Here is a 22,613-nt window from a genome sequence, read left to right as displayed (position 1 = left end):
GTGTAGTAAGCACCCGGCGAAAGCTCCCATGCGCGATACACAGGCTCCTTCGGGGGCCTTTTTTATTTCCAACATTTCAGTTAGAGCAGACACCTTCTGAAGGGCCAAGAGCCGCAGAATAGACGGGAAGAGACCGATGAAAGCAGACAAGCAGGATAGTGACAGCCGACCATCGCAACGACGTGAAATGACTGGTGCCGAGATGGTCGTCCAGGCACTCATTGATCAGGGGGTAACCGATATTTTCGGATATCCGGGTGGCGCCGTGCTTCCGATCTATGATGAACTCTTCCAACAGGACAAGATCAACCACATTCTGGTCCGGCACGAACAGGGTGCGGGTCATGCCGCGGAGGGTTATGCCCGGTCCACCGGTAAAGTCGGCGTAATGCTGGTCACATCAGGGCCCGGCGCAACCAATGCGGTTACGCCGCTACAGGATGCACTGATGGACTCCATTCCGCTGGTTTGTATCAGTGGACAGGTCCCGACGAGCCTGATCGGTTCGGATGCCTTCCAGGAGTGCGACACTGTCGGTATCACCCGCCCTTGTACCAAGCACAATTGGCTGGTGAAAGATGTCAACGATCTTGCGCGTGTTCTGCATGAGGCATTCCACGTTGCCAAAACAGGGCGTCCCGGTCCAGTTCTCGTTGACGTTCCGAAGGATGTTCAGTTTGCAACCGGCATGTATACGCCGCCGGAAGTCTCACCGCGCACCAGCTATCATCCCAAGATCCAAGGTGATATCGAGGCGATCAAGCAGGCTGTTGCTCTGATGCTGACGGCAAAACGCCCTGTTATCTACTCGGGGGGCGGTGTCATCAACTCCGGCAACGAAGCAAGTAAATTGCTGCGGGAACTCGTCGAGCTCACCAATTTTCCGATCACCTCGACATTGATGGGGCTTGGCGCTTATCCAGCATCCGGCAAGAATTGGCTTGGCATGCTGGGCATGCACGGAACCTACGAAGCGAATATGACGATGCATGATTGCGACGTCATGCTGAATATTGGTGCGCGCTTCGACGATCGTATTACCGGCCGCATCAGCGGTTTCTCGCCAAATTCCCGGAAGATTCACATCGATATCGATCCGTCTTCCATCAACAAGGCGGTTCGGGTTGACGTTCCGGTCATCGGCGATGTTGCCCACGTGCTCGAAGACATGATTCGCCTTCTGCGTGCCTCTTCGACAAAGCCTGACGAAAAGGCGATCGATGCATGGTGGTCGCAGATCGACAGATGGCGCTCACGGAAATCTCTGTCCTATACGCGCAACAAGGACGTGATCATGCCGCAATATGCGCTGGAGCGGCTGTACGCACTGACCAAGGATCGCGACACCTATATCACGACCGAAGTCGGCCAGCACCAGATGTGGGCGGCGCAGTTCTATCATTTCGAAAAGCCCAATCGCTGGATGACATCAGGCGGTCTCGGAACGATGGGCTATGGCCTGCCAGCAGCGTTGGGTGTGCAGATCGCGCATCCTGACTCGCTGGTTATCGACATCGCTGGGGACGCTTCGGTGCAGATGACTATGCAGGAGATGAGTGCTGCTGTTCAGTATGAAGCGCCGATCAAGATCTTTATCCTGAACAACCAGTACATGGGAATGGTCCGCCAGTGGCAGCAACTGCTGCATGGCAATCGCCTGTCGCATTCCTATACGGAAGCCTTGCCCGATTTCGTCAAACTGGCGGAGGCCTATGGCGGTCATGGTGTTCGCTGCGAAAAGCCTGGCGATCTCGACGATGCCATTCAGGAAATGATCGACGTCAAAAAGCCGGTACTTTTCGATTGCCGCGTGGCTAATCTCGCCAACTGCTTCCCGATGATCCCTTCCGGCAAGGCTCACAATGAGATGCTTTTGCCCGACGAGGCTACGGATGATGCAGTCGCCAACGCCATTGATGCCAAGGGCAGGCAGCTCGTTTAAGCAAACCGGAGAAAATAACAAATGAACGCTCAAAACCTAGCCTCCGGTTCGGCATATTTCATTGCCAAGGAGACTGAACTACCTGTCACGACAGTTCTATCGGTCCTGGTCGATAATGAGCCCGGCGTCCTTGCACGCGTGATTGGCCTATTCTCCGGACGGGGCTATAACATTGAAAGCCTTACGGTTTCCGAGACCGAGCATGAACAGCATCTGTCGCGCATCACGATCGTGACGCGCGGCACACCGCACATTCTGGACCAGATTCGCCACCAGCTGGAACGCATTGTGCCTGTGCACCGTGTGGTGGATTTGTCTGTGCGTGCAGATGAACTTGGCCAGAGCGGGCCAATCCAGCGCGAACTGGCGTTGGTCAAGGTCGCCGGCCTTGGCGAGCATCGCAATGAAGCATTGCGTCTGGCCGATGCGTTTCATGCCAAGGTGACAGACGCAACGACGGAGCATTTCATCTTCGAGATCACTGGCAAAGGTTCGAAGATTGACCAGTTTATCGCGATCATGAAGCCGCTTGGCCTCGTCGAGATTTGCCGGACAGGGGTTGCCGCCATGAACCGCGGTCCCATGGGAATGTAGCTTTAGTGCTCTTGTCAGGGATACTCAATTGTATCCCTGACAAGTCCGCCCTTGAGCCAAGTATCGCCAGACCCTATGAGTGCCTCTTTTCACAGGGGTGGGTATCGTAGTGACACTCGAGATTTTTCTGACCCTACTGGTGTTCGCTTTCGTCACGTCGATAACGCCGGGACCAAATAACTTCATGCTGCTGACATCGGGCGTCAATTTCGGCTTCAAACGCACGATTCCCCACATGTTCGGTATTGGCTCGGGTTTCTTTACTTTGCTTATTGGGGTGGGTTTGGGACTTGGCGCTTTGCTGCAGACGTTTCCGCTTCTTTATACGGCGCTGAAATTTGCGGGCGGTGCCTATCTGATCTATCTCGCCTACAAGATCGCCATGTCCCGCTCTCTGAAGGCCGTTGACGGCAAGGCACGACCGATGACGTTCCTGGAAGCTGCCGCATTCCAGTGGATCAACCCGAAAGCGTGGGTGATGGCTGTGACCGCTATGGCAACCTATACGTCGCCGCAAGCTTATTTTACGACGGTTTTAATCGTGGGGATCGCGTTTGCGATCGTGAATATTCCATCCGTTTCGAGCTGGGCAGCCTTTGGGCAGATCATGCGCGGCTGGCTTGCTGATCCAGTGAGACTTAAATGGTTCAACATCACAATGGCGGTTCTGCTCGTGGCCACCTTGTGGCCAATGTTGAAGTAAGCTTGCGCCGACCGCTGTTGGCGCATAGGATTTTCTCCATGCCACACGACCATGACGACCACCATCACGATAATGAGCTTGATCCCATGGCTGCGCGCGTGCGCGCCTTGGAAACGATTTTGACGGAGAAGGGCCTGATCGACCCGCAAGCGATCGATGTGATCGTCGATACGTACGAAACGAAGGTTGGTCCACGCAACGGAGCGAAGGTTGTCGCAAAAGCTTGGTCGGATCCAGAGTATGCGGATTGGCTGAAGCGCGACGCAACAGCAGCAATTGAGTCCCTGAGTTATACCGGGCGGCAGGGCGAGCATATGCAGGCAGTATTCAATACGCCGGACACGCACAATCTCGTCGTATGCACGCTGTGCTCGTGCTACCCATGGTCGGTGCTCGGCTTGCCTCCCGTGTGGTATAAATCGCCACCTTATCGGTCGAAGGCCGTTATTGATCCGCGTGGCGTACTGGTCGAGTTTGATGTGATCCTTCCTGAAACGACCAGAATTCGTGTCTGGGATTCGACTGCCGAATTGCGTTACCTGGTCGTGCCCATGCGCCCGGAAGGTAGCGAAGGCCTGAGTGAAGAACAGCTTGCCCGGCTCGTCACACGCGACTCAATGATCGGAACGGGGCTGGCGCTCGCACCGGAGGCAGCATGAACGGGCCGCAGGATCTTGGCGGGCAGATGGGTTTTGGCCCTGTTGCGCCCGAAAAAAATGAGCCGTTGTTTCATGCCGATTGGGAAAAACGGGCAATGGGCATGACAATCGCCGCTGGCGCGATGGGGCACTGGAATATCGACGAGAGCCGTCATGCGCGCGAGAGCCTGCACCCCGCGGATTATTACACTTCCAGCTATTATGAAATATGGGCCAAGGCGCTGGAGATCCTGCTTAAGCGCCACGGATTTGTCCAGCCACAGGAACTCGATGAAGGTCGCTCGCTTGGCAAAGGAACTCAGCCAAAACGTGTTTTGAAAGCGGAAAATGTCGCGGCAGCCCTTGCGAAAGGTGGCCCTTGCGATCGCCCCGTGGCAGGTGAGCCGCGCTTCCAGCCAAGCGATCGCATCCGTACCCATAATTTCAATCCGGAAACGCATACGCGACTGCCGCGCTATGCGCATGGCAAGTTGGGGGTAATCGAAGCTGTCCGTGGTGGCTTTGTTTTTCCGGATTCCAATGCTCACGGCAAGGGTGAGAACCCCCAATATGTTTATACAGTGGTCTTTACCGCGCCTGAGATATGGGGCGATGGAGCCGATCCTATTTTGACCGTCAGTATTGATGCCTGGGAGAGTTATCTTGAGCCTGCGTGAGCTGATCACTCACTCGCGCGGACTCCCCGCGAGCGGTGACGGTCCGGTATTTGCCGAACCTTGGCAGGCGGAAGCCTTTGCAATGGCGGTTGCCCTCCACGACCGCGGGTTGTTCACCTGGGAGGAGTGGGCGGCCACGCTTTCCGGCAAACTGAAACACCCTGGCGCGCTGGATGATGCTAGTGACTACTATAGTTGCTGGCTTGAGGCGTTGGAGTCGCTCATTGCCTCCAAGAATGTTGCGGATAGCCATGATATCGATCAATTGGCCGGGGCTTGGCAGCGCGCTGCTCACGCGACACCGCATGGCCAACCCATCCGCCTCGAAAATGATCCGGACCGATCCTGAGATGCATATACGCTCACTCGCTACACTACTGGTCTCCACATTCATGTTGTTTACCAGCCGCGCTTCGGCACAAGACACTTCGTGGTCGACGCCGAACGAAGACGATCTACGCAAAGTCATCACCGGGGCAACCCTTACCGGCGAAGTCAAAGCTGAGCCGCCCTTCAATTTCACTGAATTCCTCGGCCCGGATGGCAAGTCTCGCGGTAAGATGATCCAATGCTGCAAGCCGGAAGAGGTTGCAACGAAGGGCATGCCCTATGCCGGCGAGTGGGCCCTTGAGAATGACAATCTTTGCTTGTCCTATGAGGGCGAGGATCAAAAGATCTGCTGGACGTTGCAGGTCAATGGCGATCGTTTTCGTATGACGAATCAACAATTCGGCCGCATTGGCGAGGGACAGATACGGCCGGGAAACCCGGATAACCTATAGGTCCTGACCTTAAGTCTAATGCTCCTCGCGTCCATTTTCCTTGCCCTTTGACGGCGAATCCTGTCACTCAGGATTATGCAATTATCACCACAACAGGATGAAGCGCTCCGGGCGGTTTCAAAATGGCTGAAAGACGGGCGCAGCCCGATTTTTCGGCTTTTCGGTTATGCCGGTACTGGTAAAACGACGCTTGCCCGTTATTTTGCCGAGCATATCGAGGGTGACGTTCAGTTTGCAGCTTTTACTGGCAAGGCAGCACAGGTGCTCCGTTCCAAAGGCGCCGCCAATGCTCGCACGCTGCATTCGTTGATCTATCGACCGCGGGGTGAGGAGGCGGTCGAGAATGAGGCCACTGGCAAAACCAGCATTGCTCCGACATTTTCCTTGAATCGTCAAAGTCCGGTGTCCAAGGCCAAGCTTATCGTCGTCGACGAATGCTCCATGGTTGATGAGCAATTGGGACGGGATCTCATGAGCTTTGGCACGCCAATCCTTGTGTTGGGTGACCCCGGTCAGTTGCCGCCGATTTCCGGCGGCGGTTTTTTCACCGAACACGAGCCGGATTATCTCCTGAGCGAAATTCACCGGCAAGCGCGTGACAATCCCATCATTCGTCTGGCGCTTGATGTACGCGAGGGCCGAGAGTTCACATTCGGCGATTTTGGCGCCGCGAAGGTAATTTCAAAGACGGACGTCACACAGGAATTGGTGCTCGGTGCCGACCAGGTGCTCGTCGGTACCAACCGCACGCGCCGGCGCTACAATCAGCGCTTGCGAGAGTTGAAGGGTTTTTCCGCGTCTTTTCCACAGGCTGGCGACAAATTGGTGTGTCTGCGCAACGACCCCGCAAAGGGCCTGCTCAATGGTTCGCTATGGAAGGTCATGACCTCGTCGCGGGAAACCGTGAAACCGGGGATCAATCTTTTGGTCGCTCCAGAGGATGAGGAGCCGGGGAGGGGCGTCGCAAAGATCAAACTGCTGAAATCTCAATTCGATGATCCGGACGCCGAAATACCGTGGCAGACGAAGAAGCGGTTTGACGATTTCGACTACGGCTATGCGCTGACGACCCACAAGGCGCAAGGATCACAATGGGATGAGGTCGTGCTCTTCGACGAAAGCTATGCTTTTCGCGATACACGTGAACGCTGGCTCTATACCGCAATTACCCGGGCCGCAGAACGCTTGACCGTCGTGCGATGAACCAGAGGACTCAATCTTTGAGTTTAGATGAAATAGCATTATTTTATGTCGCGTTTCTGCTGTAAAGAAGACACCAGTGCTTCCGCGTATGGGTTAAATCATGACCGCATCACTCTCCGTCAACCTCAATGCGATCGCGATGCTGCGCAACAGACGCGATCTGCCTTGGCCCAACATCATTAGTCTTGGACGCATCGCCTTGGCGGCGGGCGCATCCGGTTTGACGGTGCATCCGCGCCCCGACGAGAGACATATCCGTTTTTCCGATTTGCCGGCAATTCGAGCGCTTATCGACGATGAGTTTCCGCAGGCGGAGTTCAATATCGAAGGATATCCTACGCGGGAGTTCCTGGGCCTTGTCGCCGCGAATGAACCAGAGCAGGTGACGCTGGTACCAGACGATCCGGCGCAATCGACATCCGATCATGGCTGGAATTTGGAACGCGATGCGGAATTCCTCCGGCCAATCATCTCCGGCCTCAAAGCTGAAGGTATTCGCGTTTCATTGTTCATCGATCCCGACCCCGATATGCCTGCCATGGCCAAGGCGCTTGGCGCTGACCGGGTTGAGCTTTATACTGGCCCCTATGGAGGCGCGTACGATGATCCGCGCCTAGAGGCCAGCGAACTCGCAAAGCTGGAATCGACCGCCGCGGCGGCGGCAAAAGCAGGGATTGCAGTGAATGCAGGGCATGATCTGACGGTCGTCAATCTACCGGCTTTGGTCAAAAAAATGCCAAATCTTGTTGAGGTTTCTATCGGTCATGGGCTTACAGCAGACGCTTTGGTGCACGGGATGTCTGGTGCTGTGGAAAGATTTCTCAATGCGCTTCAAGCCTAGCCCTTTGATTCGGGTGCAGGATTTGCTTTGCTATGCATTTTTGCATATCACGGGCGAACAGATATGAAAAAATGGCGATTGATATTGCGGTGCAACACGACTAACTCGTCCGCCCACGCTGTCAGAGCGAGGGAAAACCTGTATGAGTGAACAACAATTGGATGACGAGAACTGTGATAACGGTCCCGTCGTTCATGAATCGGAACCGCATCATAAAGAGGCCTTTCCGGTTCTTGTTCTTGGTGCCCTCGGCGTCGTCTATGGTGATATCGGCACAAGTCCGATCTACGCCTTTCGCGAAGCGTTGCATGCGGCCTCGCTCGACGGAACGTTGAGCCGCACTGACGTTCTTGGCGTTGTTTCAATGATCTTCTGGGCGCTGGCCCTCATAGTAACCGTCAAGTATATCCTATTTGTTCTGCGCGCCGACAATGACGGCGAGGGCGGTATCCTGTCTCTGATGGCTTTGGCACGGGCGAGCTTCAAGACTCGCCCGCAGCTTATTCTGGCCCTTGGAATCGTTGGCGCATCGCTGTTTTATGGCGATGCGGTGATTACGCCGGCAATTTCGGTGCTTTCGGCCGTTGAAGGCCTTGAGATCGTCACACCGCGGCTGACGCCGTTCATCGTGCCGATCACTCTGGTGATCCTTCTAACCCTTTTTTCCGTTCAGCGCTTTGGTACTGCGCGTGTCGCGACCATTTTTGGCCCGATCACGCTACTGTGGTTTCTCGCTATCGGGTTCTTTGGGTTATGGCACCTTGCCGATGACTGGAGTGTTTTTGCTGCCGTCAATCCTGTCTATGCCGTTGAATACATTATAGATAATCCGGTTACGGCATTCCCTACAATCGGCACGGTGTTTCTTGCTGTTACGGGGGCAGAGGCCCTCTATGCCGATCTTGGCCATTTCGGTCGCAAACCGATCGCGACGGCCTGGATGTGGATTGTCTTCCCTTGTCTTCTGCTGAACTATTTTGGGCAAGGCGCATTTATTCTGGCGAACGGTGACTCAGCAAAGAATCCATTTTTCGAAATGTTTCCGCACTGGGCACTTTTGCCGATGGTGCTACTCGCCACGATGGCAACTGTCATTGCCAGTCAGGCGGTTATTTCCGGTGCCTACTCGCTGTCGCGGCAGGCTGTGCAACTCAATCTTTTGCCGCGCCTCAACATCGAGCACACGTCAGAGAAATTATCCGGCCAAGTCTATCTGCCGCGCATCAATGTTCTGCTTGGCTTGGTCGTGGTCCTTTTGGTGCTTGGTTTCGAGCGGTCGTCCAATCTCGCGTCCGCATATGGTATAGCCGTAACCGGGAACATGCTGGTCACTACCATCTTGCTTTTCATCGTCATGAGCAGAATTTGGAAGTGGCGCTTGTGGGTGGCAATATCGGTGACCCTTTGCTTCCTCATCATCGATCTAACCTTTGTTAGCGCCAATCTCATCAAGGTTGTAGATGGCGGTTGGGCGTCGCTGGTGGTCGCATTGCTGGTCGTCCTGATCATGTTCACGTGGGTGCGGGGCAGCCGTCAGCTGTTCGAAAAAACCCGTAAGGGCGAAGTGCCGCTCGATCTCATTTCGAGGAAAATGGCCGAGAACCCGCCAACGCTCGTACCAGGTACTGCTGTTTTTCTGACGGGTGATCCAAAGAGCACGCCAACAGCGCTGATGCACAGTCTCAAACATTACAAAGTGTTGCATCAGAATAACGTTATTCTTACGGTGATTACCGCTCCGACCCCTTTGGTAAAAAAGAGCGAACGGGTGCGTATCGAGCCTATAAATGACCTCTTCATGCGCGTTACTCTGACCTTTGGTTACATGGAACGCCCCAATATTCCGCGCACACTTGCGATCTGCCGGAAGCAGGGATGGAAGTTCGATATCATGACGACTTCTTTCTTCCTGTCGCGTCGATCCTTGAAAGCTTCAGCCCGATCGGAAATGCCGCGCTGGCAGGACCGGCTGTTCATTGCGCTCGCCCGGACAGCCAGCGATGCGACCGAATACTTCCAGATCCCCACCGGCCGCGTTGTGGAGATCGGTACGCAGGTCAACATCTAGTACGGGCATCCATTCTACCCGGCACACCAAAATATCAATTGATGGTTGAGATTCTTGTTCCGGATTCGCACTTTCTTGTTCCATTTTGGGGTATTCTTGTGCGGGTTCCGAACTTTCTTATGAAAGAATTGATTTGGGTAGAGCGAGAAATTGTCCCGTTTTGGCCTTGTCAAATACCTCACGCCGTATTAGAACCGCTGCCGTAACGTACGGTACGGTACGGCAAGGGAGCTGAAGGTGCAATTAGCGGTCGACGTTGGCGAGAACGCATTGACGGAGCGTCAGAAGGACGTTCTCGATGCTGCGCTTGCATTGCTGGTCGAAGCGGGTGACACGCTGACGATGACCAGCGTCGCGCGTCGCGCCAGCTGTTCCAAGGAAAGCCTCTACAAGTGGTTCGGCGACCGTGATGGGCTGCTCACGGCGACTGTTCAATGGCAGGCTTCGAAGGTAAGGGCTGTCCCGGTTAATCCTGAGGCGTTCGACCTTGCCTCGCTGACCGCCGGTCTCCAGCGTTTTGCCTCAGATTGGCTGCATGTCCTCTCCGGGACCATCTCCGTGGCGCTTAACCGCGTGGCCGTTGGTCATGCCGGCAGCGACAAGCACGATCTCGGTGTCATCGTTCTAGAGAACGGCCCCTTTGCAATGGCTCGCCGGCTCAAGCCATTACTGGAGCTTGGTCGCGATACCGGTCTGCTGCATTTTTACGAAACAGATGAAGCGTTTCGCACCTTTTTCGGACTGGTTGTCCGGGACGTGCAAATCCGGTTGCTGCTTGGCGACCGGCTGGAATTGACTGATGCGTCGATCGAACGGGATTCGCTTCGAGCGACACAACAGTTTCTGGCTCTTTACGGAGCTCAAACGGAAGCGGCCGAAGGTGGCCACTAAGTCCTCACATTGGAAGGAATAAATCGATGCGCGTATATTATGACCGCGATGCGGACATCAACCTTATCAAATCGAAGAAGGTTGCCATCATCGGCTATGGCTCGCAGGGCCGTGCCCACGCACTCAACCTGAAGGACAGCGGCGCCAAGGACGTGCGCATCGCGCTTCGCCAAGGTTCGGCGACTGCCAAGAAAGCGGAAGCCGATGGCTTCCAGGTCGTCAGCGTGGCGGATGCCGCGAAATGGGCCGATCTCATGATGATGGCGACCCCGGACGAACTGCAGGCAGACATTTACAAGGATCACATTGCCGACAATATCCGCGACGGCGCAGCGATCGCTTTTGCCCACGGTCTCAATGTGCACTTCGGTCTTATCGAGCCGAAGAAGTCGGTTGACGTGGTCATGATCGCGCCAAAGGGCCCAGGCCACACGGTTCGCGGCGAATACCAGAAGGGCGGCGGCGTTCCTTGCCTCATCGCCATCCATCAGGATGCGTCAGGTAACGCACATGACCTCGCTCTGTCCTACGCATGCGGCGTTGGCGGCGGCCGTTCCGGCGTCATCGAAACCAATTTCCGCGAAGAGTGCGAAACCGATCTTTTCGGCGAGCAGGTCGTTCTGTGCGGCGGTCTGGTCGAACTGATCCGCGCCGGTTTCGAGACGCTCGTTGAAGCTGGCTACGCGCCGGAAATGGCCTATTTCGAATGCCTGCACGAAGTGAAGCTGATCGTTGATCTCATCTATGAAGGCGGCATCGCCAACATGAACTACTCGATCTCCAACACCGCGGAGTGGGGCGAATATGTTTCCGGTCCACGCATCATCACTGCCGAAACCAAGGCCGAGATGAAGCGCATCCTGACCGATATCCAGACGGGCAAGTTCACTTCCGACTGGATGCAGGAATACAAGGCCGGCGCATCGCGCTTCAAGGCCATCCGTCGCAACAACGACAAGCACCAGATCGAAGAAGTTGGTGAAAAGCTGCGCGGCATGATGCCGTGGATCGGCAGCAACAAGCTCGTCGACAAGGCCAAAAACTAAAAAGACCTATGCCAATCCGCCCCGATGGCCATCTGATGCAATTATCTCGACTTCCGGTGCTCACGGACCCAAAAGTCCGCTGCGCGCCGGTTCTCGAAAACCACATCAGCTGACTCACCGGGACGAATTCTCAAACGGTCTTAACCCGCATTGGAACAAAAGGCCCGTGGAGCGATCCACCGGCCTTTTGTTTTGCGAGCCTGCCCTTTGCTCACAAGTCGCAGCGACGGCGCGGGCCGGTGAAAGGCTGATACGTATTGTCGAAAGCCCGATAGGATTGGTATTGATCGCGGCAGCGTTGAACCTGTGTTCGGCCGGATGGGCCGATGGGGCGATGAACGCGAAAATCATAGCAGCGGGCCGATCCGGTGCAGTCGCGCAAAGCAGGATTGGACGGGGTGCCGCTGCCCGGAATGTAGGGCTTTCTCGGGACCGTATCGAGCCCGCGCGGTGTCGGGCGGTAGCCCCGGATTTCCTGTGCGGATACGCTGACAAGCTGGGTTGTCAGAATAAAGCCCAGGGCCGCAAGTATGATCTTCAAGGCTTTCATTTGTTGTTCGTCCCGCTTTGATAACCTCTATATAAGGTTTTGTTGGGCGGATCGCCACTGGTGGCAGCCAGTCAATACGGCTAGGTTCTCGTCAATCGGAACGTCGTTCCCGTCACATGGTTCAAACATTCGAGTTTCCGCATGTCCGTTCGTATTGCCACCTTCAATGTCGAAAACCTCATGAATCGTTTCGATTTTTCGGGATTCAAGAACAATCTCAACAAGGACCGGACGTTGCAGTTGTTCCAGATAGAGGATGAGGAACAATACCGGCAGCTTGAACAGGGGCGGGCGATTGCCTACGCAGACGACACGCGGCAATTGACCGCGCTGGCGATCGCCGAAACCCATGCGGATATTCTCTGCCTGCAGGAGGTGGATAATATCGGCGCGTTGAACGCCTTCGAGTTCGGCTATCTGTTCAAGATGGTCGGTGAGGGCTACCGCCACAAATATATGGTCGAAGGCAATGACAGCCGTGGCATCGACGTCGCGGTGTTAATGCGGGATCAGACCCGTTACGGCGAGCCCATCGAATTTGTCGCCATGACCAGTCACGCGCATCTCACCTACAACGATCTCGGTATTCACAATCCTGAACTTGCCTTGCTTGGCATCGAGCCGCATGAACGTATCTTCAAGCGTGATTGCCTGGAAATCGACGTGCGCATCGGCGGCAAGCCGCTGACGCTTTTCGTTAGTCATTTCAAGTCGATGGGCTCACCGCGCAATGGCATGGACGGGCGCGCATCCACCATGCCTGTACGGGTGGCGGAAGCGACAGCGGTCCGGCGGATCATCGAGAACAAGTTTGCGACAAGCGGCGGCGCGGCGAGCAAGCGCTGGGTGATCTGCGGCGACTTCAACGATTATCGCGAAAGAGTGGTCATCGGCGGGGATTCGTTGGTTGGATATACCTTTGCGCCAGTGAGTGAGCCAATCAGCAGTCTCGACATTCTGCTGAACGACGGATTTTGCGAGAATCTGGTGGAACGGCGGCCGGTGATGGACCGTTGGACGCTCTATCACACACGGGGACCAGACGAGCGGCATCTGTGTCAGCTCGACTATATTCTCGCCTCACCGGCACTCGTGCGCAGCAATGCAGATGCGATACCCGATATTATCCGCCGTGGTCAGCCTTACCGGACGATCTTTCCGCCCGATCAGAAGGTGGAGCTTTTTCCGCGTATCGGCTGGGATCGCCCGAAGGCCAGCGACCATTGCCCGGTTTCCGTAACTTTGAGTATGGTTTGAGTGGGTCGCGACCTAATGCATGATATTCCAGAGAAGACCGTCATCCCGCTCCATAACGCGGTGATCCGCATTGACAGCGCACCACTTGAATATGGAATTTCAAATGAGACGGCAATTGCTGCTGGCTGGGTCAGCGCGACGGCAGCCAATCCTGCCATCTTCAATGGGCCGTTCTTCATGGCTGAAGAGGCGGGAGTGGCGGACGATGCGTTTCAGGCGCGTTATCATCGCACGCGATTTGCGACGATGATGCACTGGAAGGCCGATGCAAGAAACGTGAAGCCTTGGCATATTTTCGCCGTCGGTGTGATCGTTTCAGGGGATAACAAGCTGATCGCCGGGCGTATGGCCGCTTCGACATCGGCAGCCGGCCGCATCTATTTTCCGGCGGGTTCGTTCGACGAAGAGGATGTGGCGGGCGACTTCATCGATATTGACGGCAACATGCACCGGGAAGTCGAAGAGGAAACCGGCGTCAAGCTCTCAGGGGCCGGAAGGCGCGACGATCAGCTATACCTTGTCACTGCCAGCCGCAGCATCGCTTTGTTCCGGCGTCACTATTTCGATGCCAGTGGAGAGGAGCTGCTGAAGCATATTCGCGGCCACATCGCCGCCGAAGAGGATTCCGAGCTCGACGACATCACGGCGATTTCCGCTGCGGGACAAATGGGCGAGGCGACGCCCTGGACGTTTCGCACATTTGCCGACTGGCATTTTCGCCAAGGCTGAATGTCACCGTCACAAGGTTTGACTTGTACGGACACTCCCTTACTCTATTTTTCTCCGAACGTTAACTCTACTGCGGCGGTCATCTGACATGGTTTTCTGCGCTTCCGGTGCTCACGTACATTAAAGTACGCTCCGCCCGGTTCTCAAAAACCACGTCATATGCCTCACCGCAGCGACTTTCCAAACGGGCTCTAGTCAGGAGAAAGCAAATGGCCGGTCGCCGCTACGAGGTCTATGATGTCTTCACCGACAAGGTGCTGGCGGGCAATCCGCTGGCGATCGTGCACGATGCCGACGGCCTCGACGATACTGCCATGCAGCGGATCGCGCGCGAGTTCAATCTTTCCGAAACTGTTTTCGTGCTGCCCGCAAAGAACCCGGCGCATACGGCGTGGGCGCGTATTTTTACGCCCGATTATGAAATGCCGTTTGCAGGACACCCGACCGTCGGGACCGCAGTTGCCCTGGCTCAGAATCGATTTGGCGAAGTCAAGGGTACCCAGGATGCTTTGATCATCCTGGAGGAGCAGGTGGGACCTGTCCGCTGCGGCGTCAAACTAAATGAAAACGGCGCGTTTGCCGAGTTCGATCTGCCGAAGCTGCCGCAGGAGATTCCCTACAAGTACGACAAGATCGCCATCGCCAACGCGTTGCGGCTCGAGCCAAAGGAAATCGGCTTCGAGAATCATGTTCCGAGTATCTGGGACGCGGGCGTACCTTTCATGCTGGTGCCGGTGCATGGACTCGAGGCGGCCGGGCGCATCGTTATCAACCAGATCGCGATGAAGGACGTGGCGCCGACCATCGGCCATCGCCAGCTGCCGGTCTATGCCTATTGCCGCCAAACAATGCTGCATGACAGCCATTTTCACTCGCGCATGTTCGTGAGCGATGAGGGCACCTATGAAGATCCGGCGACGGGTTCTGCTACGGCGGCGTTTGCCGGTGCGATTCATGCGTTCGACGAACCGCTGGATGGCGTCCTGCGCCTGTCGATAGAACAGGGATACGAAATGGGAAGGCCATCGCGCCTGCAGCTCGAGCTGGATATCGTCGACCAGAAGCTGACCGGGGGACGCATTGGGGGCTCGGCAATCAGGGTCGCGGAAGGCCGGCTGTTTGTATAGTCCTCAACCGGACGTTGTTCCGGTGCAAAGCCGTCATAAAGTTTTCAAGAAGGGCTGGACAGGCAAGATTTGCCCCGTTATAGAGCCCTCACTTGTCGCCGCCAAACGGCTGACGGGCACATAGCTCAGTTGGTAGAGCAGCTGACTCTTAATCAGCGGGTCGTAGGTTCGATCCCTACTGTGCCCACCATTTAAAACCAGCATCTTAGTCGATTTTGTTAAAGATGCTGGTTTTCCTCCTCCGCCTTGTCGTTCAACCTCTCGGCATCAGCGACTCCACGATTTGGTCCACTGTGAAGCTCGCCGGCTTAGCGCGTGGCGGGAACTCCTTGAAGCTTTCAAGCCATTCGGCAACGACTGCCTGTGCGGCATATTGTAGGGGGACGTGCTCGGCGAACCACTGCGCATAATAAAAATTGCTCTCTTCGCCTCGTTCAAAGGGATCGGAACGAAGATCGAAGAGCTTTGGAATGCGCATCTTTGACAATGGTTCGCGCCAGACATCGAGCCCTGTGCTTCGCTGCTCGCTAAACACCACTTTGTACTGGTTGATCCGCAGCGCCATCAGGTCACCGTCGTCGCTCCAATAGAGGAAGCCCTTGCGCGGGGATTCCTTTTCTTTTCCGGACAGGAAGGGCTGAAGGTTGAAGCCGTCGAGATGAACCTTGAAGGTCTTGGTGCCGATTTTGTATCCCTTCTTCACTTTTGCGACGAGATCGGGCTCACCCGCGGCAGCGGCAAAAGTCGGTATGAAATCCTGTAGCGAGCAAATGTCATTGATGACACGGCCAGGCTTGATGACTCCTGGCCAGCGCATAACGCACGGAACCCGCCAGCCACCTTCCCAATTGGTGTCTTTCTCACCCCGGAAGGGTGTCGCGCCGCCATCCGGCCACGACAGGACCTCGGCGCCATTGTCAGTTGTGAAGACGACGATGGTATTGTCAGCGACACCAAGCTTCTCGAGTTTGTCCAGCAACTGGCCGACGTAGCCGTCCAATTCCACCATGCCGTCCGGATAGAGGCCGTGCCCCGTCTTGCCGACCGACGATGGCTTGAGATGCGTGAAGACGTGCATGCGCGTGGTGTTCATGTAACAGAACCAGGGTCCACCTTCCTTGGTCTTTCGCTCCATGAAGTTGAGGGCCGCCCCCATAAACTCCTCGTCCACTGTTTCCATACGCTTGCGCGTAAGCGGACCAGTGTTTTCAATAACCTGTTTGCCGACCTTGCCGTATTTTGGATCGACGGTCTTGTCGTCTTTGTCGGACGCCTTGCACCGGAGGACACCGCGCGGGCCAAACTTCTCGCGAAACTTTGGGTCCTTCGGATAGTCCGTATATTCGGGCTCTTCCTCGGCGTTGAGGTGATAGAGATTGCCGAAGAACTCATCGAAACCATGCACTGTCGGCAAATGCTCGTTGCGGTCGCCAAGATGGTTCTTGCCAAACTGGCCGGTGGCGTAGCCGAGGTTCTTCAGGAATTGTGCAATCGACGGATCCTCGGCACTAAGGCCCAGCGTCGCTCCAGGCATACCAACCTTCGTCAGACCGGTCCTGATTGGTGCTTGTCCCGTGACGAAGGCAGCCCGTCCAGCAGTGCAACTCTGCTGGCCGTAGAAGTCCGTGAACATGGCACCATCGCGAGCAATGCGATCGATGTTTGGGGTTCGATACCCCATGATGCCGTGGTTGTAGCAGCTGACATTGAACCAGCCGATATCATCGGCCATTATGAAAAGAATATTGGGCTTGCTGGATTTTGGTACCTTGGCCATCGCTATTCTCCCGGTTATGGGCGAGATATTAGCTACGGCGGTGATGCCAAGAAGTACGTAACAGTTACAAGATGCGATGCCGGCTCAGCTCACCAAATCCACGAGCACATCATAGGCGGCATCGATATCGGCCTGAATGGCTGTTTTAACCGCCTCGCCATCGTGAGCGCATAGCGCGGTGAACATCGACTGATGGTGCTCGTTGGCTTTGGTGTAATTGCCGGAATCGTGGAGCATGTTGAAGTACGGGCTGACCTGCAGCCAAAGATTCTCGATGATGTTGAGAATGCTCTCCGACCCGGCCGCCCGGTAAATCGAGAAATGGAACGCGTAGTTCGCCCGCAGGTATGATTTGATATCGCCGGAGGCGTTGGCTTTTTCCAGTGCTTTCAACAGCGAGCGGAGTGTCGCGAGCTCACTGTCTTCGATGCGCTCGGCAGCCCATTTGCCCGCGAGCGCTTCGATCTCGATACGAACATTGCGCAGATCCGTGAGCTTGGCCCGGCTCAACCGCGGTATGCCGATGGAGCGCCCGGAAACCACGGTCAGCGCATTGGCCGCCGTCAGCCGTCGCAGAGCTTCCCGTACAGGCATGGCGCTGACGCCGAAGGCATCGGCAAGGCTCTGCACAGGAACCATTTCGCCCGGTACGATGCCGCCTTCAAGTATCAGGCTAGCAATCTGGCGATAGACGCGGTCCTGCAGCGTCTCCTTGGAAAGCGGGAGAATCTCGACACCTGGTCTCCTGTAACCGGCTTCAGCCATTCATCACCTTTTTCGCGGCGGGTGCCCCTTTACGTGGAATGCAGTGTCCACCACAGCGCGTCAAGCGTTTCTCCTTATCTAACAAATCTTATGCACGATCAATGGTATTTCATCATTGATCTTTGATCAAATGGTGCTACGATTGGTTGCAGGAACGACGAGAGGGAAGAGGAGCCCGCTCGGAGATGTTTTCCTGTGTCAGGGAGGAATTATAATGGGAATTGGATCAATCATCCGGCGCGCAGCCGCTTGCGCCTGTCTCGTGTCTAGCATGGCTATGATCGGGCATGCCGACGCTGCTGAAAAACACAAGATTTTTCTGAGCATGAGCTTTATCGGCAATGACTGGCAGGCCGAGGCCGCCAACATGGTCAAGGCCATGGCTGCCCACAAGAACTACGCTGACAAGGTGGATTTGCAGGTCCAGGTTGCCGGCCCCAATGCGCAGCGGCAGATTCAGCAAATCAACGCCATGGTCCAGGCCGGTGCAGAAGCCATCGTTATCTTCCCTATTTCACCGACCGCACTCAATCAAGTTGTCAAAAATGCCTGCGATAAGGGCGTCAAGGTATTCGCCTATGATGGCGAGATCACCGAGCCCTGCGCATATAATATAGCGATCGATCAGGAAGAGGCCGGCCGCGTCACAGCGGAATGGCTGGTCAAGAAGCTAAATGGCAAGGGCAATATCATCGCGATTACCGGCGTGCCCGGAACATCGGTCGACAATCTTCGTACCAAGGCAGCCAAGGAAGTCTTCGCCAAACATCCTGATATCAAGATCGTCGGTGAAGCGGTTGGCATGTGGAGCCAGGCCGTCGCACGCACCGAACTCTCGAAGATCCTCGCAACCCGCAACTGGGACGACATCAACGGGCTTTGGATGCAGGTCGGCTGCTTTACCGCAAATTCGATGCAACTCGAAGCAGGCAAGAAGCCCGAGCAGCTTCTTCCATGTGCAGGCGAGGGGTCGAATGGCGGCCGTATCCAGATGCTGCCGGCAGGAACCGAAGCAGAGGGTGCGACACCTCCCTATGCACCCATGGGCGCGCCACGCATTTCCTATGCATCTCCGCCATATTCTGGCGCTCTGGCGCTGAAGCTTGCCGTCGATGCGATCGAAGGCAAGGAAGTGCCGAAGAAGACTGTACTGCCGCTGCCTCTGGTCACCAACGAGACCATCAAGCTCTGCCAGGAAGGTACGTGGCAGGAAATGAAAGACGGTTGCAACGCGTTCAAACCATCAATCGTTTCCAATCCAGGCTGGTTTGCTTCGATCTTCTCGGAAAAGACGCCTGAAATCGGTCTCAACGCAGCATTGGTCGGTCAGCCTGAAAACTGAGGATATGCTTGCGCGGAATGTCAATCGTTCCGCGCAACGTCTCTGATCCGATGAATTGAGCAGGACCGGTGGAATGACTTCTCCATTCGAACAATCCGCCATTGAAGTGACCGATATTCGCAAGGCCTTTGGCGCCACGGTTGCCGTCGATGGCGTATCCTTCCGCATCGAGCCTGGAAGTACCCATGCTTTGCTCGGCGAAAACGGTGCGGGCAAGTCGACAATTGTCAAATTGCTGTCGGGATTGCTTCGTCCCGACGAGGGACACATATCGGTCTTTGGCGATAGAGCAGCGCTCAATGCCCCAAGGGCGGCGCATGCGCTCGGCGTCCAGACCGCGTTTCAGGAAATGACGCTCGTCAAGGATTTGACGGTGCTCGACAATATGTTGATGCCCTATGCGCCGATGGGGATAACAGGCATGATCCGCCGCTCTGCAGCGCGTCACGCCATAGCCCGGCATTTGCAGGAGCTCGAATTTGCGGTCGATCTCGACGCTGAAGTCGGCACACTCGATCTTGCCATCCAGCAAAAGATAGAGATTGCCCGTGCGCTTTATCGCAGGCCGCGAATTCTTCTCCTGGACGAACCCACATCGACGCTTGCTGGCAGTGACGTCGAATGGCTGGGCCGGATCATCGCCAAGCTGAAGGCGGCAGGGACGACCATCGTTTTCATCACGCATCGCATGCGCGAGGTGCGCGCTTTCTGTGACACGCTGACGATTTTGCGCAACGGCCGCCACATAACCACGTGCGCGGTTGCCTCCATTACCGACGGCCAAGTTATCGAGAGCATTGTCGGGCGATCGATTGCCCAGACTTTCCCGGCGCGGCCTAAAAGCGATGCCGCATTTGGTGCTCCCGTGTTGGGTGTCCGCAACTTGCGGGCCGGCCACAAGTTGCACGATGCGAGTTTCGATTTGCGGAAAGGCGAGATACTCGGCGTTGCCGGCTTGCAGGGTATGGGCCAACTCGACCTTTTCCTGACTTGCTTTGGCATGACGCAGGTGACGCACGGAGATATCCTCGTCGATGGGCGCAGGGTTCGGTTTGGTTCGCCTGCAGATGCGCTCAAGCCCAACGTTGCCATTGGGCTGGTGCCTGAAGACCGAAAGACGGAAGGCCTGTTCCTGAAGCTCAGCGGAACGCTCAACGCGTCCTTGCCGGTGATCGACAGGTTCTCACGATTTGGACTGATACAACGTGATCTTGAACGCCAGGCCGTGCGTTCTGCCTTCGGAACTGTCGAGGTTGACCAGCGCGCGCTTTGGACCAGGGCGGGCGCTTTCTCCGGAGGCAACCAGCAGAAGATCGCAATCGCCAAATGGCTTGTCGCCCAAAGCCGTATCCTGCTGCTGTTCGATCCGACCCGCGGTATCGATGTCGGCACCAAGCACGAACTTTACGTCATGATGCGCAATTTCACCGACGCCGGAGGTTCGATCCTCCTGCATTCGACCGAGATTCCCGAGCTCGTGCATTTATGCGACCGGGTTCTTGTCCTTTATGATGGGCGAATTGCGGCATCGCTTTCACGCGATCAATTGACCGAAGCCTCGATCATGCGGCCAGCTCTGGGCCATGACAGCGCAGCAAAAGAGGCCGCCGAATGACGATAACGACCTCGACTGCCACGAGCCGTAACTGGACTTCGCTGTTCAGCATGTCGCCTGAGCGACGCAGCGTACTCATCGCCATCGCCGTGTTTCTCGGCCTGCTTGGTTTGGTAGATTTTGTCAGCAGCGGCCCCCTCAGCTATTTCGACATTTCGTTCCTTTCAAGCGGCGGAGCAACGTCGGCGATTGCTGCAATCGGACAAACGATCGTCGTTCTTTCCGGCGGTTTCGATCTGTCGGCCGGGGCGGTGATTTCGCTGGTCAATGTGGTGTTGGCGCAAGGCATGGACCCGGCGGCGGCACAGACAAGCGTGGTGTATTGGACCTGCGTCGGCATCGGCGTTGGGATGCTGACCGGCGCTTTCAACGGCATTTTCATCGCGTTCTTCCGGTTGCAACCCATCGTGGTCACGCTGTCGACCATGTTCATCATCCAGGGTCTGACGCTCCTGGTAATGGACAAGCCCGGCGGCTTCGTCGCGCCTGACCTTGGGACCTTTTATCTTGGTGACGCCATACCCGGCTGGCTGCCGATGCCTCTCGTGGTGATCGGTGTCGTTCTGCTTGCATGGCTCTGGCTGAAGAACACGCGGTTCGGTACCGCGATCTATGCGGTCGGCAGCGATCCGGACGCTGCTGCGGCAATCGGGGTGAGGGTCAAGCTCACCAAATTCCTGGTCTATGTCATCGCCGGCGGCTGCTATGGCCTGGCTGGCGTTTTCATCAGCGCACAGACGGGCAGCGCCGATCCACTGGTTGGCAATCCGCTGCTCCTGTCGATGTTTGCGGCCGTGGTCGTTGGTGGCACTCGTCTCGGCGGCGGACGCGGCGGGCCACTTGGCACCGTCTTCGGCGCCTATATCCTCATGATGGTGGTGAATATTCTCCTCGTTTTGAATGTGTCGGCCTACTATTCGACCATTGCTGAAGGAACCATCCTGATCCTTGCAGTGCTGGCAGGATCGATCTCGTACAGTTCGACCCTTGCCAAGCAATTGCGCAGTGCGCAAGCGCAGTTCAGCGCATGGCGTCAGGGCCTGCTGCCCTCGCAGCTCGATCGCACTGACCGGCGGATGAAAATGCCATCGTCCGCCGAGGGTAAACCCGTGGTGTCGTCTTTCCTGTCCCGTAACAGCGAGACGATCCGCTATGCGCTGCCAGCATATTTGTGTCTGCTCGCCGTAGTCATCGTGACCCAACTCTGGCTTGGCCGAGCAATCCTGAACCCGACCTACTGGAACTCGCTGGCAGTTCTGTCCACTTTCCTCGCCATTCTGGCATTGGGGCAGGGGACGGTGATCCTGACTGGCGGCCTCGACCTCTCGGTTCCCTGGACTATCGGCATAGCGGGTATCCTGTTGGCGGGTATCGTCAATGGTTCCGACGCGGCTCTCGTCTACGCACTGCCCGCGGTTCTTCTCATCGCTTGCCTTATTGGATTTATCAACGGCGTCGGTATCGTCGTGCTTGGCATATCACCCATCGTCATGACCCTGGCTATGAACGGCATCCTGCAGGGCTTCGCACTGGTCTATTCGCAAGGAACGCCGGCGGGATTTTCATCGCCGATGCTTCGCTGGTTCATGACGGGAAAAATCTGGACTGTCACGCCGGTCGTCCCGTTCATGGTGCTTTTTGTCGTTGCCGCCGTATTCTTGCTCGGACGAACAGCCTTCGGACGCAGGGTTTACGGCATCGGCAACGGATTGCGTGCGGCGCAGCTCTCGGGCATCGCCGTCGGTCGCACACTCATTCTTGTCTATGTGCTCTCCGGCCTTTGCGCCGGGCTTGTTGGGGTATTGCTCACAGGCTTCTCGGGGCAAGCAAGTCTTGGCATGGGCGACGACTATCTGCTGCCGTCGATCGCGGTGGTGGTGGTTGGTGGAGCACTGATTACCGGCGGACGTGGTCATTATCTCGGCATGCTGGGTGGGGTGTTGCTGCTCACCGCACTGCAAATGTTTCTCGCGGGAACGACGTTGCCCTATGCAACGCGAGCGATCCTGTTTGGCCTTGTGGTGCTTGGTGCGGTTATGGCGCTTCGCGAGAAGCGGTCTTAGGAA

Annotated in this window: 21 protein-coding genes and 1 tRNA gene; 19 read left to right on the top strand and 3 right to left on the bottom strand. The window is 56.2% G+C overall.

Translation table 11 applies throughout. The features are described from left to right. Positions 1 to 136 precede the first annotated feature (136 nt). From PHA01_RS09015 to ilvC, 12 genes are all read left to right on the top strand, one after another. Positions 137 to 1,942: an acetolactate synthase 3 large subunit gene (locus PHA01_RS09015; protein WP_271894663.1), complete on the top strand. Its 1,806-nt coding sequence runs from the start codon at positions 137 to 139 to the stop codon at positions 1,940 to 1,942. Between the two features lie 21 nt (positions 1,943 to 1,963). Next, entirely contained in the window at positions 1,964 to 2,536 is a 573-nt protein-coding gene (gene ilvN, locus PHA01_RS09010) for an acetolactate synthase small subunit (protein WP_112530013.1), read from the top strand. A gap of 109 nt (positions 2,537 to 2,645) precedes the next feature. After that, entirely contained in the window at positions 2,646 to 3,239 is a 594-nt protein-coding gene (locus PHA01_RS09005) for a LysE family translocator (protein WP_271894662.1), read from the top strand. Between the two features lie 38 nt (positions 3,240 to 3,277). Next, positions 3,278 to 3,898 (top strand): nitrile hydratase subunit alpha, encoded by a 621-nt coding sequence (gene nthA / locus PHA01_RS09000; RefSeq protein WP_271894660.1) that lies wholly within the window; start codon positions 3,278 to 3,280, stop codon positions 3,896 to 3,898. After that, positions 3,895 to 4,554: a nitrile hydratase subunit beta gene (gene nthB / locus PHA01_RS08995; protein ID WP_271894659.1), complete on the top strand. Its 660-nt coding sequence runs from the start codon at positions 3,895 to 3,897 to the stop codon at positions 4,552 to 4,554. The genes nthA and nthB overlap by 4 nt, the downstream gene beginning before the upstream one ends. Further along, on the top strand, positions 4,541 to 4,903 hold the full coding sequence (locus PHA01_RS08990; protein ID WP_271894658.1) for a nitrile hydratase accessory protein: 363 nt from the start codon (positions 4,541 to 4,543) through the stop codon (positions 4,901 to 4,903). The genes nthB and PHA01_RS08990 overlap by 14 nt, the downstream gene beginning before the upstream one ends. Before the next feature lies 1 nt (position 4,904). Further along, a complete protein-coding gene (locus PHA01_RS08985) occupies positions 4,905 to 5,336 on the top strand; it encodes a hypothetical protein (RefSeq protein ID WP_271894656.1) in 432 nt (143 codons plus the stop codon). A gap of 75 nt (positions 5,337 to 5,411) precedes the next feature. Continuing rightward, positions 5,412 to 6,539 carry an ATP-dependent DNA helicase gene (locus PHA01_RS08980; protein ID WP_183663480.1) on the top strand — a complete coding sequence of 376 codons (1,128 nt, stop codon included), beginning with the start codon at positions 5,412 to 5,414 and terminating at the stop codon, positions 6,537 to 6,539. A 100-nt stretch (positions 6,540 to 6,639) separates the two neighbouring features. Then, positions 6,640 to 7,380, top strand: a complete 741-nt coding sequence (locus PHA01_RS08975) for a pyridoxine 5'-phosphate synthase (RefSeq protein ID WP_271894654.1) — start codon at positions 6,640 to 6,642, stop codon at positions 7,378 to 7,380. Between the two features lie 142 nt (positions 7,381 to 7,522). Then, entirely contained in the window at positions 7,523 to 9,448 is a 1,926-nt protein-coding gene (locus tag PHA01_RS08970; protein ID WP_271894653.1) for a potassium transporter Kup, read from the top strand. 237 nt (positions 9,449 to 9,685) lie between these two features. Next, a complete protein-coding gene (locus tag PHA01_RS08965) occupies positions 9,686 to 10,339 on the top strand; it encodes a TetR/AcrR family transcriptional regulator (protein WP_271894652.1) in 654 nt (217 codons plus the stop codon). A 26-nt stretch (positions 10,340 to 10,365) separates the two neighbouring features. Next, the gene (gene ilvC / locus PHA01_RS08960; RefSeq protein WP_271894650.1) at positions 10,366 to 11,385 is read left to right on the top strand and encodes a ketol-acid reductoisomerase; all 1,020 of its coding nucleotides are present in this window, start codon (positions 10,366 to 10,368) and stop codon (positions 11,383 to 11,385) included. 211 nt (positions 11,386 to 11,596) lie between these two features. Here ilvC and PHA01_RS08955 read toward each other — a convergent pair whose 3' ends face one another. Beyond that, positions 11,597 to 11,935, bottom strand: a complete 339-nt coding sequence (locus PHA01_RS08955; protein ID WP_271894648.1) for a BA14K family protein — start codon at positions 11,933 to 11,935, stop codon at positions 11,597 to 11,599. A 141-nt stretch (positions 11,936 to 12,076) separates the two neighbouring features. Here PHA01_RS08955 and PHA01_RS08950 point away from each other — a divergent pair, with 141 nt between their 5' ends. From PHA01_RS08950 to PHA01_RS08935, 4 genes are all read left to right on the top strand, one after another. Continuing rightward, entirely contained in the window at positions 12,077 to 13,192 is a 1,116-nt protein-coding gene (locus tag PHA01_RS08950; RefSeq protein ID WP_271894646.1) for an endonuclease/exonuclease/phosphatase family protein, read from the top strand. 15 nt (positions 13,193 to 13,207) lie between these two features. After that, positions 13,208 to 13,921 (top strand): NUDIX hydrolase, encoded by a 714-nt coding sequence (locus PHA01_RS08945; RefSeq protein WP_271894644.1) that lies wholly within the window; start codon positions 13,208 to 13,210, stop codon positions 13,919 to 13,921. 209 nt (positions 13,922 to 14,130) lie between these two features. After that, positions 14,131 to 15,048 carry a PhzF family phenazine biosynthesis protein gene (locus PHA01_RS08940; protein ID WP_271894642.1) on the top strand — a complete coding sequence of 306 codons (918 nt, stop codon included), beginning with the start codon at positions 14,131 to 14,133 and terminating at the stop codon, positions 15,046 to 15,048. Positions 15,049 to 15,162: 114 nt separating this feature from the next. Continuing rightward, positions 15,163 to 15,238 (top strand) — tRNA-Lys (locus PHA01_RS08935). A gap of 63 nt (positions 15,239 to 15,301) precedes the next feature. Here PHA01_RS08935 and PHA01_RS08930 read toward each other — a convergent pair. Together PHA01_RS08930 and PHA01_RS08925 are read right to left on the bottom strand one after the other, a co-directional pair. Continuing rightward, entirely contained in the window at positions 15,302 to 16,825 is a 1,524-nt protein-coding gene (locus PHA01_RS08930) for an arylsulfatase (protein WP_417020939.1), read from the bottom strand. 84 nt (positions 16,826 to 16,909) lie between these two features. Beyond that, a complete protein-coding gene (locus tag PHA01_RS08925; RefSeq protein WP_271894640.1) occupies positions 16,910 to 17,590 on the bottom strand; it encodes a GntR family transcriptional regulator in 681 nt (226 codons plus the stop codon). A gap of 214 nt (positions 17,591 to 17,804) precedes the next feature. Here PHA01_RS08925 and PHA01_RS08920 point away from each other — a divergent pair, with 214 nt between their 5' ends. The 3 genes from PHA01_RS08920 (at position 17,805) to PHA01_RS08910 (ending at position 22,610) form a co-directional block, all read left to right on the top strand. Then, a complete protein-coding gene (locus PHA01_RS08920; RefSeq protein ID WP_271894638.1) occupies positions 17,805 to 18,932 on the top strand; it encodes a sugar ABC transporter substrate-binding protein in 1,128 nt (375 codons plus the stop codon). A 73-nt stretch (positions 18,933 to 19,005) separates the two neighbouring features. Next, on the top strand, positions 19,006 to 20,547 hold the full coding sequence (locus PHA01_RS08915; RefSeq protein ID WP_271894636.1) for a sugar ABC transporter ATP-binding protein: 1,542 nt from the start codon (positions 19,006 to 19,008) through the stop codon (positions 20,545 to 20,547). 50 nt (positions 20,548 to 20,597) lie between these two features. Continuing rightward, a complete protein-coding gene (locus tag PHA01_RS08910; RefSeq protein ID WP_271895054.1) occupies positions 20,598 to 22,610 on the top strand; it encodes an ABC transporter permease in 2,013 nt (670 codons plus the stop codon). Positions 22,611 to 22,613: the final 3 nt, after the last annotated feature.

The sequence above is a fragment of the Candidatus Phyllobacterium onerii genome (genome assembly GCF_028331445.1).
GTDB lineage: Bacteria > Pseudomonadota > Alphaproteobacteria > Rhizobiales > Rhizobiaceae > Phyllobacterium > Phyllobacterium onerii.
This window is presented reverse-complemented; position numbering and strand designations above follow the sequence as displayed.

Excerpts from the sequence above, each read along its gene's own strand:
- nthA (WP_271894660.1), top strand. The coding sequence starts at position 3,278 with ATGCCACACGACCATGACGACCACCATCACGATAATGAGCTTGATCCC.
- PHA01_RS08915 (WP_271894636.1), top strand. The coding sequence starts at position 19,006 with ATGACTTCTCCATTCGAACAATCCGCCATTGAAGTGACCGATATTCGC.
- nthB (WP_271894659.1), top strand. The coding sequence starts at position 3,895 with ATGAACGGGCCGCAGGATCTTGGCGGGCAGATGGGTTTTGGCCCTGTT.
- PHA01_RS08910 (WP_271895054.1), top strand. The coding sequence starts at position 20,598 with ATGTCGCCTGAGCGACGCAGCGTACTCATCGCCATCGCCGTGTTTCTC.
- PHA01_RS08925 (WP_271894640.1), bottom strand. The coding sequence starts at position 17,590 with ATGGCTGAAGCCGGTTACAGGAGACCAGGTGTCGAGATTCTCCCGCTT.
- PHA01_RS08970 (WP_271894653.1), top strand. The coding sequence starts at position 7,523 with ATGAGTGAACAACAATTGGATGACGAGAACTGTGATAACGGTCCCGTC.
- ilvC (WP_271894650.1), top strand. The coding sequence starts at position 10,366 with ATGCGCGTATATTATGACCGCGATGCGGACATCAACCTTATCAAATCG.
- PHA01_RS08950 (WP_271894646.1), top strand. The coding sequence starts at position 12,077 with ATGTCCGTTCGTATTGCCACCTTCAATGTCGAAAACCTCATGAATCGT.
- PHA01_RS08975 (WP_271894654.1), top strand. The coding sequence starts at position 6,640 with ATGACCGCATCACTCTCCGTCAACCTCAATGCGATCGCGATGCTGCGC.
- PHA01_RS08920 (WP_271894638.1), top strand. The coding sequence starts at position 17,805 with ATGGGAATTGGATCAATCATCCGGCGCGCAGCCGCTTGCGCCTGTCTC.
- PHA01_RS08955 (WP_271894648.1), bottom strand. The coding sequence starts at position 11,935 with ATGAAAGCCTTGAAGATCATACTTGCGGCCCTGGGCTTTATTCTGACA.
- PHA01_RS08980 (WP_183663480.1), top strand. The coding sequence starts at position 5,412 with ATGCAATTATCACCACAACAGGATGAAGCGCTCCGGGCGGTTTCAAAA.
- PHA01_RS08985 (WP_271894656.1), top strand. The coding sequence starts at position 4,905 with ATGCATATACGCTCACTCGCTACACTACTGGTCTCCACATTCATGTTG.
- PHA01_RS08930 (WP_417020939.1), bottom strand. The coding sequence starts at position 16,825 with ATGGCCAAGGTACCAAAATCCAGCAAGCCCAATATTCTTTTCATAATG.
- PHA01_RS08945 (WP_271894644.1), top strand. The coding sequence starts at position 13,208 with ATGCATGATATTCCAGAGAAGACCGTCATCCCGCTCCATAACGCGGTG.
- PHA01_RS08940 (WP_271894642.1), top strand. The coding sequence starts at position 14,131 with ATGGCCGGTCGCCGCTACGAGGTCTATGATGTCTTCACCGACAAGGTG.
- PHA01_RS09015 (WP_271894663.1), top strand. The coding sequence starts at position 137 with ATGAAAGCAGACAAGCAGGATAGTGACAGCCGACCATCGCAACGACGT.
- ilvN (WP_112530013.1), top strand. The coding sequence starts at position 1,964 with ATGAACGCTCAAAACCTAGCCTCCGGTTCGGCATATTTCATTGCCAAG.